The organism is Tepidimonas sp. (genome assembly GCF_036825565.1).
Taxonomy (GTDB): Bacteria; Pseudomonadota; Gammaproteobacteria; order Burkholderiales; family Burkholderiaceae_C; genus Tepidimonas.
This window is the reverse complement of sequence record NZ_DAISXZ010000002.1, coordinates 52786-65534: the sequence shown is the minus strand read 5'-3', so window position 1 is coordinate 65534 and position 12749 is coordinate 52786. Positions and strand designations below refer to the sequence as shown.

Below are 12749 nucleotides of genomic sequence, written 5' to 3'. Positions count from 1 at the left end.
ATGCACACCACCCCCAACCCCTCGGACACCCCCGCGCTGGAGTTGCGCGACGTCTGGAAGCGCTTTGGCAAGACCGAAATCATCCGCGGCGCCAACCTGGCGGTGCGCGCCGGCGAGCGCGTCGCCGTCATCGGGCCCAACGGCGCCGGCAAGTCCACGCTGTTCAACCTGATCAGCGGGCGCTTCGAGCCCTCCAGCGGCGAGATTCTGCTCAACGGCCAGCGCATCGACGGCAAAAAGCCGTTTCAGATCAATCGACTGGGGCTGAGTCGGAGCTTTCAGATCACCAACATCTTCCCCAAGCTCAGCGTCTTCGAGAACCTGCGCTGCGGAGTGCTGTGGAGCCTGGGCTACCGCTACACCTTTCTGAAGTTTCTGGCCGACCTGGACGATGTCAACGAGCGCGCCGAGGAACTGCTGGACCGCATCGGGCTGCACAAAAAACGCGACACCCTGGCGATGAACCTGACCTACGCCGAGCAGCGCGCGCTGGAGATCGGCATCACCATCGCCGGCGGAGCCAACGTGATCCTGCTCGACGAGCCCACCGCGGGTATGAGCAAGAGCGAGACGAAGCGCTTCATCGAGCTCATCCGCGAGGTGACGGTGGGCAAGACGCTGCTGACCGTGGAACATGACATGGGCGTCGTGTTCGGCTTGGCCGACCGCATCGCCGTCGTCGTGTATGGCGAGGTGATCGCCTTCGACACGCCCGAGGCGGTCAAGAACAATCCGCGCGTGCAGGAGGCGTACCTGGGCTCGGTGCTGGCCGAGCAGCAGGCCGCCGAGGCCGCGCACTGAGCCGCGACGCGGCGACGCAACCCCATTTGCCTCACCATGCTCGAAATCGACAACCTCCACGCCTTCTACGGCAAGAGCCACGTGCTCCACGGTGTGCATTTCAAGGTGGCGCCCGGCGAGATCGTGGCGCTGCTGGGGCGCAACGGCTCGGGCCGCTCGACCACGGCCAAGGCCATCATGGGCCTGGCGGACGCCGAGGGCGACATCCGCTGGAAGGGCCAGCGCATCACCGGCCTCAAGCCTTACGAAGTGGCCCACCTGGGCATCGGTTACGTGCCCGAGAGCCGCGACATCTTCCCCAAACTGACGGTGCATCAAAACCTGATGCTCGGGCAGAAGCGTGCGGGCACGGGCGGGCGCTGGAGCTTCGACGACATGTACGCGATGTTCCCACGCCTCAAGGAGCGTCAGCACACCGAGGCGGGAGTGATGTCCGGCGGCGAGCAGCAGATGCTCACCCTTTGCCGCACGCTGATGGGGGATCCGGACCTGATCATCATCGACGAACCCACCGAAGGGCTGGCGCCCAAGATCGTCGAGCTGGTCGCCGAGTACCTGCGCACGCTCAAGGCCAAGGGGGTGTCGGTGCTGCTGATCGAGCAGAAGTTGACGATCGCCCTGCAGATTTCGGATCGGGCACTGGTCATGGGGCACGGCAGCATCGTCTTCGACGGCACGCCGGAGGAGCTCAAGGCCAACCCCTACGTGCGCAAGGAGTGGCTGGAGGTGGGCTAAGCCCGCCGCCGGCAGACAAACGCGCGACACCCGGCGGTGGGCGACGAACCGCTGTCGACCTAGAATTTCTTCAAAACCGAACGACCGTTCAGTTTTGTCCGTCATCGCTTTCGAGGAGGCACCATGACCGCTCATTACCAGGTCCACGGCGACGTGGCCGTCATCACCCTGGACAACCCGCCCGTCAACGGGCTGGGCTTGTCCACCCGCCAGGCCATCGCCCAGGGGCTGGACCGGGCGAACGAGGACACCGCCGTGCGCGCCATCGTGCTGACCGGGGCCGGCAAGGCCTTCTCGGGCGGGGCGGACATTAAAGAGTTTGGTTCACCCAAGGCCTACCAGGATCCGAACCTGCTGAGCGTGATCCTTGCGCTTGAGCACTCGGCCAAGCCGGTCGTGGCCGCCATCCACACCGTCTGTATGGGCGGCGGGCTGGAGCTGGCGCTGGGGGCGCACTACCGCATCGCCGCGCCCGGCACCAAGGTGGCGCTGCCGGAGGTGAAGCTCGGCCTGATCCCCGGCGCGGGCGGCACGCAGCGCCTGCCGCGCGTCATTGGGGTGGAGGCGGCGCTCAACATGATCGTCAGCGGCGAGCCGGTGGCGAGCGAGCTGCTGGCGAGCCTGCCGGGGCAGAAGCTGTTCGACCGCATGGCGACCTCGGCGGCGTCGCTGCTGGACGAGGCGCTGGCGCTGGCGCGCGAGGTGGCGGCGCAGCATGCCGCCGGCGCGCCGCTGCCGCTGGTGCGCCACCTGCCGTGCCGGCATCCGCAGGGCGACGCCTATTTCCAGTTCGCGCGCAACATGGTCGGTGCGCAGGCCAAGCACTACCCGGCGCCGCTCAAGTGCATCGACGCCGTGCAGGCGGCCACGACCAAACGGTTCGACGATGGGCTGGCGTATGAGCGCGAGATCTTCGTCAACCTGATGAACACCCCGGTGTGCATGGCGCTGCGCCACCTGTTCGTCGCCGAGCGTGCCGCCAGCAAGATTGCCGACGTGCCCGAGGACACGCCGCTGCGCGAGATCCGTCAGGTCGCCGTGATCGGGGCGGGCACTATGGGCAGCGGCATTTCGATCAACTTCCTGAACATCGGGCTGCCAGTGACGATTCTGGAGACCAAGCAGGAGGCGCTTGATCGCGGCGTGGCCCACATCCGGTCGGTGTACGAAGGGCAGATCAAGAAGGACAAGCTCAAGCCCGAGCAGGCCGAGCAGCGCCTGGGCCTGTTGCGCACCACGCTGTCGTACGACGACATCCGCGATGCCGACATCGTTATCGAGGCGGTGTTCGAGGACCTGGAGGTCAAGCGTCAGGTGTTCGAGCGGCTCGACGCGGTGATGAAGCCCGGTGCCATCCTGGCCACCAACACCTCGACGCTGGACGTCAACAAGATCGCCGCCTTCACCAAACGGCCGCAGGACGTGATCGGCACGCACTTCTTCAGCCCGGCCAACGTCATGAAGCTGCTGGAGGTGGTGCGCGGGGCGGCCACCGCGAAGGATGTGTTGGCCACCGTCATGGCCCTGGGCAAGAAGATCAAAAAGACCTGCGTCGTCAGCGGCGTGTGCGATGGCTTCATCGGCAACCGCATGATCGAGCAATACAGCCGCCAGGCCGGGTTTTTGCTAGAGGAGGGCTGCACGCCCGAGCAGGTGGACCGCGCGATCGAGAAGTTTGGCTTTGCGATGGGGCCATTCCGCATGGGCGACCTGGCTGGCAACGACGTGGGCTGGTACATCCGAAAGCGCCGCTATGTGGAAAAGCCCCATCTGCGCTACAGCAAGACGGCCGACCGGCTGTGCGAGATGGGCCGCTTTGGCCAGAAGACCGGCGCGGGCTGGTACGACTACCAACCGGGCAAGCGCGACGCCATCCCCAGCCCGGTCGTCAACCAAATGATCGAGGACTACCGCAAGGAGCTGGGGATCACCCCGCGCAAGATCAGCGACGAGGAGATCGTGCAGCGGCTGGTGTTCGCGCTGGTCAACGAGGGCGCGCACATCCTGGAGGAAAAAATCGCCGCGCGCGCCAGCGACATCGACATGGTGTACCTGACCGGATACGGCTTTCCGGTTTGGCGCGGCGGACCGATGCACTACGCCGAGCAGTTCGGCCTGTTCAACGTGATGCAGGCGATGAAGCGCTTTGCCAAGAACCCGCACGACGATGCCGCTTTCTGGCAGCCCGCGCCGCTGATCGCACGCCTGGTTGCCGAAGGCAAGGGTTTTGCCGCCGCCTGACGCCGGCCGATATTTCCGGAGAACCGAACATGAGCAACGCCGTTATCGTTTCGACCGCCCGCACGCCGCTGGCCAAGAGCTGGAAAGGCTCCTTCAACATGACCCATGGGGCCACCCTGGGTGGACACGTGGTGCGCGCGGCCATCGAGCGCGCGCGCCTCGACGCCGCCGAGGTCGAGGACGTCATCATGGGCTGCGCCAACCCCGAGGGGGCGACGGGCATGAACATCGCGCGCCAGATCGCGCTGGCCGCCGGCTGCCCGGTCAGCGTCTCGGGCCTCACGGTCAACCGGTTCTGCTCCTCCGGGCTGCAGACCATCGCCCTGGCCGCGCAGCGCATCGTCGCGGGCGAGGGCGAGATTTATGTGGCCGGTGGGGTGGAGAGCATCTCGTGCGTGCAAAACGAGATGAACAAGCATATGCTGTTCGACCCCGCGCTGGCAGCCCGCAAGCCCGAAATCTACTGGACCATGCTGCAGACGGCCGAGCAGGTGGCCAAGCGCTATGGCATCACGCGCGAGCAGATGGATGAGTACGGCGCGGCGAGCCAGCAAAAGGCGTGCGCCGCCGCCGCCGCGGGCAAATTCGACGACGAGATCGTTCCCATCACCGTCACCGCGGGGGTGTACGACAAGCAGCGCGGCCTGGTTACGCGCGAGGTCACGGTCTCCCGAGACGAGGGGCTGCGCGAGGGCACGACTGTGGAGGCGATTGCCAACATCAAGCCGGCACTGCCCGGCGGCGTGGTGGCGGCGGGCAACGCCAGCCAGTTCTCCGACGGCGCGGGCGCATGCGTGGTGATGGATGAGAAGGTGGCCGAGCGCAAGGGGCTGCAGCCGCTCGGGCGCTTCCTCGGCTTTGCGGTGGCCGGTTGTGAGCCGGATGAGATGGGTATCGGCCCCGTTTTTGCCGTGCCCAAGGTGCTGGGCCGGCTGGGCCTGTCGGTGGGCGACATCGATCTGTGGGAGCTCAACGAGGCCTTCGCGGTGCAGGTGCTGTACTGCCGCGATCGCCTGGGCATTCCGGCCGATCGCCTCAACGTCAACGGCGGTGCCATCGCCATCGGCCACCCGTACGGGGTGTCGGGGCAGCGCCTGACCGGCCACGCGCTCATCGAGGGCAAACGCCGCGGCGCCAAGCGCGTCTGTGTGACCATGTGCATCGGCGGCGGTATGGGCGCGGCCGGCGTGTTCGAGGTGCTGTGATGGCCCAGGGTCTGCGCGCAGCCATCGACTTTTTGTTGTACGAGTGGCTGCAGGCGCAGACCCTCGCCACTCGGGCGCGTTTCGCCGATCACTCGCGCGAGACGTTCGACGCGGTGCTCGACACCTGCGAGCGCATCGCGCGCGAAAAATACGCGCCCTTCAACCGGCTGGTGGACACGGAGGAGCCCCGCTTCGACGGCGAGCGGGTGATCCTGCCGGCCGCCACGCACGAGGCGTGGAAGGCCTACGCCGACAGCGGCATGCTCAGTGCCGCGCAGGACTACGCCATCGGCGGCATGCAATTGCCCTACACGGTGGAGGCGGCGGGCAATGCGTTCTTCGCGGCGGCCTCGGTCAGCATCGGGGCCGGCATGCTGACGGTGGGCAACGCCAATCTGCTGATGGCGCACGGGACCGAGGCGCAGCGCCGCGCCTTCGCGCTGCACGAGTTTGCCGGGCGCTTTTCCGGCACCATGTGCCTGAGCGAGCCGCAAGCCGGCTCCAGCCTCAGCGACATCGCCACGCGGGCGGTGCCCGACGGCGATGATTACGAGGCCGACCCGCTGGGGCCGCGCTACCGGCTGCGCGGCAACAAGATGTGGATTTCGGCCGGCGAGCACGAGCTGACCGAGAACATCGTGCACCTGGTGCTGGCCAAGATTCCCGGCCCCGACGGCCGGCTGCCGCCGGGGGTGAAGGGGATTTCGCTGTTCATCGTGCCCAAGAAGCTGGTGGATGCGGAGGGCCGGTTGACTGGCGAGCGCAACGACGTGGCCCTGGCCGGTCTGAACCACAAATGCGGCTGGCGTGGCACGACCAACACCCTGCTCAATTTTGGCGAAGGCCGCTACCCGGTGCGTGCCCCGGGCTTGGACGGTCGGGGCGCCGGTGCCATCGGCTACCGCGTCGGCGAGCCGGGGCAGGGCCTGCGCTACATGTTCCACATGATGAACGAGGCGCGCATCGGGGTCGGGATGGCCGCCACCATGCTCGGCATGGCCGGTTATCTGGCGAGTCTGGACTACGCACGCAACCGCCCGCAGGGGCGCCCGATCGGCCCGGCGGGCAAAGACCCGGCGCAGCCGCCCGTGCGCATCATCGAGCACGCCGACGTCAAGCGCATGCTGCTGGCCCAGAAGGCCTACTGCGAAGGCGCGTTGGCGCTGGAGCTGTATTGCGCGCGCCTGGTGGACGAGCAGCACACCGGCGACGCCGCAGCGGCCGACGAGGCACGCCTGCTGCTGGAGGTGCTGACCCCGATTGCCAAGAGCTGGCCCAGCGAATGGTGCCTGGAGGCCAACAGTCTGGCCATCCAGGTGCACGGCGGCTACGGCTATACACGCGACTTTCCCGTCGAGCAGTACTGGCGCGACAACCGCCTCAACATGATTCACGAAGGCACGCACGGCATCCAGGCGCTCGACCTGCTGGGCCGCAAGGTGCTGATGGACGAGGGGCGGGGCATGCAGTTGCTGGGTGTGCGCATCGCCGCCACCATCGAGCGCGCCCGCGGGGTGCCAGTCCTGGCCGCGCATGCGGATGCGCTGTACGGTGCCTGGGGCGCCGTCCGTGCCGCCACGCAGGCGGCCTGGGCGGACGGCGACCCGTTGCCGGCCCTGGCCAATGCGGTGCCGTATCTGCAGGCCTTTGGCCATACCGTGCTTGCCTGGATCTGGCTCGACGTGGCGCTGGCCGCCGCCGGCCGGGACGATGCCGCCAACCGCGGTCGCCTGCAGGCCTGCCGGTATTTCTTCCACTACGAACTGCCCAAGACCACGGCGTGGCTGCAGGTCGTGCGCGAGCGCGATCTGACCTGCGCCGAGATGCCCGAAGACGCTTTTTGAGCGTTGGCCCGTTTGAGCGATTGTCCGTCCGAATCCGAACACCCCGAGGAGACCCCGAGATGACCCGCACGATTGCGCAATTGTTCGACCTGAGTGGCCGCACGGCCCTCGTCACCGGCGGCTCGCGCGGCCTGGGCCTGCAACTGGCGCAAGCGCTGGGCGAGGCCGGCGCCAAGGTGATGCTGACCGCCCGCAAGGCCGACGAGCTGGAGGAGGCCGCGGCTCAGCTTCAGTCGCAAGGCATCGATGCGCGCTGGATCGCCGCCGACTGTGCCCGCGAGGACGACATCCATCGGCTGGCCGCCGAGACGCTGCAGCGCCTGGGTGACATCGACATCCTGGTCAACAACGCGGGCGCCGCCTGGGGCGCGCCGGCCGAGGAACATCCCCTGGAGGCTTGGGACAAGGTGATGAACCTGAACATCCGCGGCTACTTTATCCTCAGCCAGTACGTGGGCAAGCACAGCATGATCCCGCGCCGCCGCGGCAGCATCGTCAACGTTGCCTCCATCGCCGGCTTGGGTGGCAACCCGCCGGACATGAAGACCATCGCCTACAACACCTCCAAGGGCGCAGTGATCAACTTCACCCGCGCGCTGGCGGCGGAGTGGGGGCGCTACGGCATTCGCGTCAACGCCATCTGCCCGGGCTTCTTCCCCAGCAAAATGACCCGTGGGACGCTGCAGGCCATGGGCGAGGAACGCCTGGCCTCGCACGCACCTCTGCAGCGCCTGGGCGACGACGAGGACCTCAAGGGCACGGTGGTGCTGTTCGCGTCCGACGCGGGCAAACACATCACCGGGCAATGGCTAGCCGTGGACGGGGGCGTCAGTGTCGTCACCGGCGGCTGATCTGCCCTTCAGCGTCCGCATCCCCTTCGTCGAGCTGCTGGGTTTTCGGCTGCGGCGCTGGGCGGAGGGGGAGGCGGAAATCGCCTTCGTCCCCGGTGCCGAGCACCTGAATTCGTTCGACGTGGTGCACGGCGGGGCGAGCATGACGCTGCTCGACGTGGTGATGGCGCATGCCGCGCGCAGTGTGCGGCGCGACATGGGAGTCGTGACCATCGAGATGAAAACCAGCTTCATGCAGGCGGCGCAGGGGTCGCTGGTGGCGCGTGCGCGGCTGTTGCACCGCACGGCGACGATGGCCTTCACCGATGGCGAGATCCGCGACGCGGCAGGGCGTCTGTGCGCCCACGCCACCGGCACCTTTCGCTACGTGCGTCGCTTGCCCGCCCCGGGGCGGGACGTTCGCGATCTGAACGGCCCCGCGACTGAGGCGGGCGTCGTCCCCACCGACTGACCGCGGCCAGCCCGCAGCTTTTTTTGGAGTCGTGTTCCATGCCGCTGAACAAGCAGATCCTTTTGGTCAGCCGCCCCCAGGGCGAGGCCACCGTCGACAACTTCCGCCTGGTGGAGACGCAAACCCCCGCGCTGGCCGACGGCCAGGTGCTGGTGCGCCACCACTATCTGAGCCTGGACCCGTACATGCGCGGCCGCATGAACGACAGCAAGAGCTACGCCGCGCCACAGCCGCTGAACGAAGTGATGATCGGCGGCACCGTCGGCCAGGTGGTGGACAGCCGCCACCCGCGCTATGCGCCCGGTGACTGGGTCGTCGGCATGGGCGGCTGGCAGCAGTACAGCGTGGTCGATGCCGAACAGCCGGGGCTGCTGCGCAAGGTGGACGTCTCGCGCGTGCCGCCCAGCCATTACCTGGGCGCGGTGGGGATGCCGGGGGTGACGGCCTGGTATGGGCTGGTCAAGATCATCGACCCCAAGCCGGGCCAGACGGTGACCGTCAGTGCGGCCAGCGGGGCCGTCGGCAGCGCGGTTGGCGTGCTGGCCAAGCAGCGCGGCTGCCGCGTGGTCGGCATCGCCGGCGGGCCCGACAAATGCGCCTATGTGCGCGACGAGCTGGGCTTTGACGACTGCATCGACTACAGGGAGCACCGCGATCTGGGCGCGCTGGCGCGTGCGCTGAAGGCCGCCTGTCCGAACGGCATCGATGGTCACTTCGAAAACGTCGGCGGCACCGTGCTGGATGCGGTGATGCTGCGCGCGAATGCGTTCTCGCGCGTGGCGCTGTGCGGCATGATCGCCGGCTACGACGGCCAGCCGCTGCCGATGCTCAACCCGTCGCTGATCCTCATCAACCGCATGCGCATCGAGGGCTTCATCGTCAGCGAACACATGGAGGTGTGGCTGCAGGCGCTGGCGGAGCTGGGCGAGCTGGTCGGCAGCGGGCGTTTCCGCCCGCGCGAGACCGTGGCGCACGGCATCGAGTCGGCACCCGAGGCGTTTTTGGGGCTGCTCAAGGGCCGCAATTTCGGCAAGCAGCTCGTCAAGCTGGTGGATTGAACCGCGAGGGCCCGCCCATGATCACCGACTTCGCCGGCCGCACGGCCGTCATCACCGGGGCCGGCTCCGGCTTCGGGTTGGAGGTGGCGCGCATCGCGATGCAGCGCCGCATGAACCTGGTGCTGGTGGACGTACAGCCCGATGCGCTGGAGCGCGCCCGCGCTGAGGCGGAGGCGGCCGGCGTGCCGGTGCTGGCGCGGCGCGTCGACGTGGCCGACGCGGCCCAGATGGACGATCTGGGCCAGGCCGTGCAGGCCCGCTTCGGCGCGCCGCACTTCGTCTTCAACAACGCCGGCGTGGCCGCCGGCGGGCTGGTGTGGGAAAACACCGTCGCCGACTGGCAGTGGGTGCTGGGCGTCAACCTGTGGGGCGTGATCCACGGTGTGCGTGTCTTTACGCCGATGATGCTGGCCGCGGCGCAGGCCGATCCCGCCTGGCGCGGCCACATCGTCAACACCGCCAGCATGGCCGGGCTGCTGACGCCGCCCAACATGGGGGTCTACAACGTCAGCAAGCACGCGGTGGTGGCGCTGACCGAGACCTTGTATCAGGACCTGCGGCTGGTCACGGACCAGGTCGGCGCGAGCGTCCTGTGCCCGTACTTCGTGCCGACCGGCATCAGCCAAAGCCAGCGCAACCGCCCGGCGGACCTACCCTCGGCTGCCCCGACGCGCAGCCAGCTCATCGGGCAGGCCATGAGCGAGAAGGCGGTCAGCAGCGGCAAGGTGACCGCAGCCGAAGTGGCGTGGCAGGTGTTCCAGGCGATGGGGCAGGACCGCTTCTACATCTACAGCCACCCGCATGCCCTGGCACCGGTGGCGCAGCGCCTGCAGGCGATCGTCGAGGGCCGCAACCCGCCCGACCCGTTCGCCGACCGGCCGGAGGTCGGCGCGCAGTTGCGCGCGGCGCTGCGTTCAGGCGGCTGAAGCCAGCCGCTCCTCGCCCTGCCGCAGGGCGGCGAACAGCCGCACGGTGTCCACCACCGGGATCAGCACCTCGCCGCCACGGGCGCGGATCAGGCGGTCGATCAGCCGCCGCGCGGCACCGCCGAACGGCGCCTCGATGATCTCGTTCGGCGCGAACTCCGGCACGGCGTGCAGCTCGTCGACCAGCAGGCCGGCGGTCTGGCCGCCGTGCTCCACCAGGATGATCTGGCGGCCCTGCACGGCGGTGTCCGCCGGGGCGGCGACGCCGAGCAGGCGGCCGAGGTCGTACACCCACAGGAAGTGGCGCACGGCGGTGTTGTCGGTCGGCGGCAGCAGGCCAATGCGCGCGGGGTGGCCGCTGGTGGGGGCGCCGGTCATGCGTTCGGCCGGCACCGCCTCGCGCACGCACGCCGCATCCAGCGCCAACAGGTCAGTGCCGCGGTAGAAGGTGGCGTATTCCTGCCCGCCGCGCGCCGTGCCGTGCGTCCAGCCGTCGTCATGGCCGCCGCCGACTCGGGCGCTGGCGCGCCGCACCGGGCCCAGCGTCTCGATCACGAAGGCCAGCACGTCGTCGCGGTAGCCGTCGCTGGTCTTGAACTCGCGGTAGCCGGCCGAGGCCGAGGCGCCCAGCAGCACGTAGCGCCCCTCGTGCTCGATGACGCGGCTGGCGGTGGCGCCGTTGGGCAGCTCCAGCCACGGCCCGGCGGCCGCCAGCACCGTCCCTACCGGCGTGGCCGGGTCGGTGCTGGCGATGACGCGGCCCTGCCGGTCGGTCAGGTAGGCGCGCGCGTCCGGCCGCTGGCCGACGGCGCCGCGCAGCATCGCCAGCAGCTCGCGCTCGGCGTGGAAGACGATGCCGATGCCGCCGACGACGTGGCCGTCCTCCGGGTGGCGGATCGCGGCGTGGTAGGTGTAGGTCGGGCGTGCGTCGGTCCACGGCTCCACCTGGAACGGCGAGACGTGGTAGCACCGCTCGTCCGGCAGTGCCAGCACCGCCTGCAGCGTGGCGTCGTCAACACGGCGGCTCACCAGACCGTCATCGCCACCGTCGTGCGACTGTGCGACGATGCGGCCGCCGCGGTCGTAGACGAACAGCCGCGTGTAGACCGTGTAGAGCGAGTGGATGTAGCGCAGGATGCCGGCCATCGTCTCCATGGCACCGGGTTGGGGCGCCTCTTGCGCCAGAATGGTGCGCAGCCCCGGTGTCATCGCCCACCAGCGACAGTCGTCCGCGCGCTCGTATAGGTTGCGGTCCAGCAGGTCCACCGCCAGGTGGGCGACGAAGCCGACGCGCTGCAGGCCGGAGGCCAGCACGGTGTCGTAGAGGTCGCGCACCGACTGCGCGAACAGCGTGTTGCTGCGCGCGCCGGTCTCGCTGATCTGGTCGAGGATGGTCTTGAGGCGCTGGCGGTCGATGTCGCGCCCGGCGGTGACGACCTGGCCGTTCCACACCACGCGGCGGATCGACTCGGTGGCGCGGATCACCTCGTACAGCGGCGTGCTGAAGCTGCGCGCGTGCGACAGCAGGCCGGCGGCGGTGCCGGGGTCCAGCGCCTCCAGCGCGCTGCCCTCGTCGCGTGTGAAGGCCAGGTCCACCGGCACCATCACCTGCCCCTGCCAGCCCTCCGGGCCCAGGTAGCCCTGGTAGCCCTCGGCGCGGCGCGTGCAGACCAGGTACTCGCGCCCGGCGTGCAGCAGCAGGCGCGGCGCGCCGTCGGGATTGACCGGCACGCGCGCGCCGCGCCCGATCCAGTGCTCGTCGGAGCTGGCGATGACGCGCGCCTGAGCGTCCAGCAGCAGCAGGATGGAGCGGCCGGCCGGGTCGCCGTGTGAGCGGAAGATACCGGCCATCTCGGCCTCGAAGCCAAACACCAGGCACAGCACCCCCACCGGTTGGCGTGTCGTCGGGTGCAGCATGCGCTGGGCGTAGATGAGGCAGGCCCCCAACCCGGGGCGCAGGTCGGTCGGGCGAAAGATCTGCACGTAGCCGTCCGCGGCAAACGCCTGCCCGAGCAGCGGGTCCTGCGTGCCCTCCAGCGCGTGCTCGGGGTCGGTCTGCACCAGCACGTTGCCCTGCAGGTCCAGCAGCAGGATCTCGTCGTAGACCGTGTATTTGCGCCGGTACGACAGCAGCCGCGCGCGCACGGCATCGACGTCGCGCCTCAGCCCGGCGACGAACTCGCACAGCACGCGGTCGGTGGCCAAAAAGCCGACGTCGGCCGTGCGCTCGTACAGGTTGCGCACGATGATGTCGATCACGTAGCCGGCGCGCGTGCCCAGCGCCGCCATTACATGCTCGATTTTTTCGGCCACCAGGCTGCGCACCAGCTCACGCTCCAAGCGGTCGAAGCCAGCGCGCGTGGCGGCAATCGTCGGCAGGATGGCCTGCGCCTCCTGCGGGCAAACCATGCGCGCGGTGGACTCGATCAGGCGCCACATTAGGTTCAGCTCGCGCAGCGACGTCTCGCAGCGCGTGACGTCGGGCATGTAGGGCAGGTAGTTGTCGATGGGGACTGCGGATGGGCTCATGGGTGAGCGCGATGCGGAAGGTGATGAATGATCACGACGGACCGGTGAGCAAACGGCGTGCAGGGGGGGGCACCGTGGCACACTTGGCGACTTTCGTATCGAACCACC

The 12749-nt window shown here is 68.7% G+C and carries 10 protein-coding genes; 9 read left to right on the top strand and 1 reads right to left on the bottom strand.

The features are described 5' to 3' along the window. The 9 genes from V7026_RS00805 (at position 1) to V7026_RS00765 (ending at position 10112) form a co-directional block, all read left to right on the top strand. Complete coding sequence (locus V7026_RS00805) at positions 1–801, top strand: ABC transporter ATP-binding protein (protein WP_334153346.1); 801 nt, start codon at positions 1–3, stop codon at positions 799–801. 36 nt (positions 802–837) lie between these two features. Beyond that, positions 838–1536, top strand: a complete 699-nt coding sequence (locus V7026_RS00800) for an ABC transporter ATP-binding protein (protein ID WP_334153345.1) — start codon at positions 838–840, stop codon at positions 1534–1536. Between the two features lie 123 nt (positions 1537–1659). Next, positions 1660–3777 carry a 3-hydroxyacyl-CoA dehydrogenase NAD-binding domain-containing protein gene (locus tag V7026_RS00795; RefSeq protein ID WP_334153344.1) on the top strand — a complete coding sequence of 706 codons (2118 nt, stop codon included), beginning with the start codon at positions 1660–1662 and terminating at the stop codon, positions 3775–3777. Positions 3778–3806: 29 nt separating this feature from the next. Further along, positions 3807–4982 carry an acetyl-CoA C-acyltransferase gene (locus tag V7026_RS00790; RefSeq protein WP_334153343.1) on the top strand — a complete coding sequence of 392 codons (1176 nt, stop codon included), beginning with the start codon at positions 3807–3809 and terminating at the stop codon, positions 4980–4982. Beyond that, complete coding sequence (locus V7026_RS00785) at positions 4982–6826, top strand: acyl-CoA dehydrogenase (protein ID WP_334153342.1); 1845 nt, start codon at positions 4982–4984, stop codon at positions 6824–6826. Before V7026_RS00790 ends, V7026_RS00785 begins: the two co-directional genes overlap by 1 nt. A gap of 59 nt (positions 6827–6885) precedes the next feature. After that, a complete protein-coding gene (locus V7026_RS00780) occupies positions 6886–7677 on the top strand; it encodes an SDR family oxidoreductase (RefSeq protein WP_334153341.1) in 792 nt (263 codons plus the stop codon). Further along, positions 7658–8128: a PaaI family thioesterase gene (locus V7026_RS00775; RefSeq protein WP_334153340.1), complete on the top strand. Its 471-nt coding sequence runs from the start codon at positions 7658–7660 to the stop codon at positions 8126–8128. The genes V7026_RS00780 and V7026_RS00775 overlap by 20 nt, the downstream gene beginning before the upstream one ends. Before the next feature lie 38 nt (positions 8129–8166). Continuing rightward, positions 8167–9186 (top strand): NADP-dependent oxidoreductase, encoded by a 1020-nt coding sequence (locus V7026_RS00770; RefSeq protein WP_334153339.1) that lies wholly within the window; start codon positions 8167–8169, stop codon positions 9184–9186. A 17-nt stretch (positions 9187–9203) separates the two neighbouring features. Continuing rightward, positions 9204–10112, top strand: a complete 909-nt coding sequence (locus V7026_RS00765) for an SDR family oxidoreductase (RefSeq protein ID WP_334153338.1) — start codon at positions 9204–9206, stop codon at positions 10110–10112. Here V7026_RS00765 and V7026_RS00760 read toward each other — a convergent pair. After that, positions 10101–12641 (bottom strand): chemotaxis protein CheW, encoded by a 2541-nt coding sequence (locus V7026_RS00760; protein ID WP_334153337.1) that lies wholly within the window; start codon positions 12639–12641, stop codon positions 10101–10103. The two genes, V7026_RS00765 and V7026_RS00760, sit on opposite strands and share 12 nt — an antisense overlap. Positions 12642–12749 lie beyond the last annotated feature (108 nt).

What these genes read in the sequence shown, in the direction of transcription:
- V7026_RS00760 (WP_334153337.1), bottom strand. Translation starts at nt 12,641, where the DNA reads ATGAGCCCATCCGCAGTCCCCATCGACAACTACCTGCCCTACATGCCC.
- V7026_RS00765 (WP_334153338.1), top strand. Translation starts at nt 9,204, where the DNA reads ATGATCACCGACTTCGCCGGCCGCACGGCCGTCATCACCGGGGCCGGC.
- V7026_RS00770 (WP_334153339.1), top strand. Translation starts at nt 8,167, where the DNA reads ATGCCGCTGAACAAGCAGATCCTTTTGGTCAGCCGCCCCCAGGGCGAG.
- V7026_RS00790 (WP_334153343.1), top strand. Translation starts at nt 3,807, where the DNA reads ATGAGCAACGCCGTTATCGTTTCGACCGCCCGCACGCCGCTGGCCAAG.
- V7026_RS00795 (WP_334153344.1), top strand. Translation starts at nt 1,660, where the DNA reads ATGACCGCTCATTACCAGGTCCACGGCGACGTGGCCGTCATCACCCTG.
- V7026_RS00800 (WP_334153345.1), top strand. Translation starts at nt 838, where the DNA reads ATGCTCGAAATCGACAACCTCCACGCCTTCTACGGCAAGAGCCACGTG.
- V7026_RS00805 (WP_334153346.1), top strand. Translation starts at nt 1, where the DNA reads ATGCACACCACCCCCAACCCCTCGGACACCCCCGCGCTGGAGTTGCGC.
- V7026_RS00785 (WP_334153342.1), top strand. Translation starts at nt 4,982, where the DNA reads ATGGCCCAGGGTCTGCGCGCAGCCATCGACTTTTTGTTGTACGAGTGG.
- V7026_RS00780 (WP_334153341.1), top strand. Translation starts at nt 6,886, where the DNA reads ATGACCCGCACGATTGCGCAATTGTTCGACCTGAGTGGCCGCACGGCC.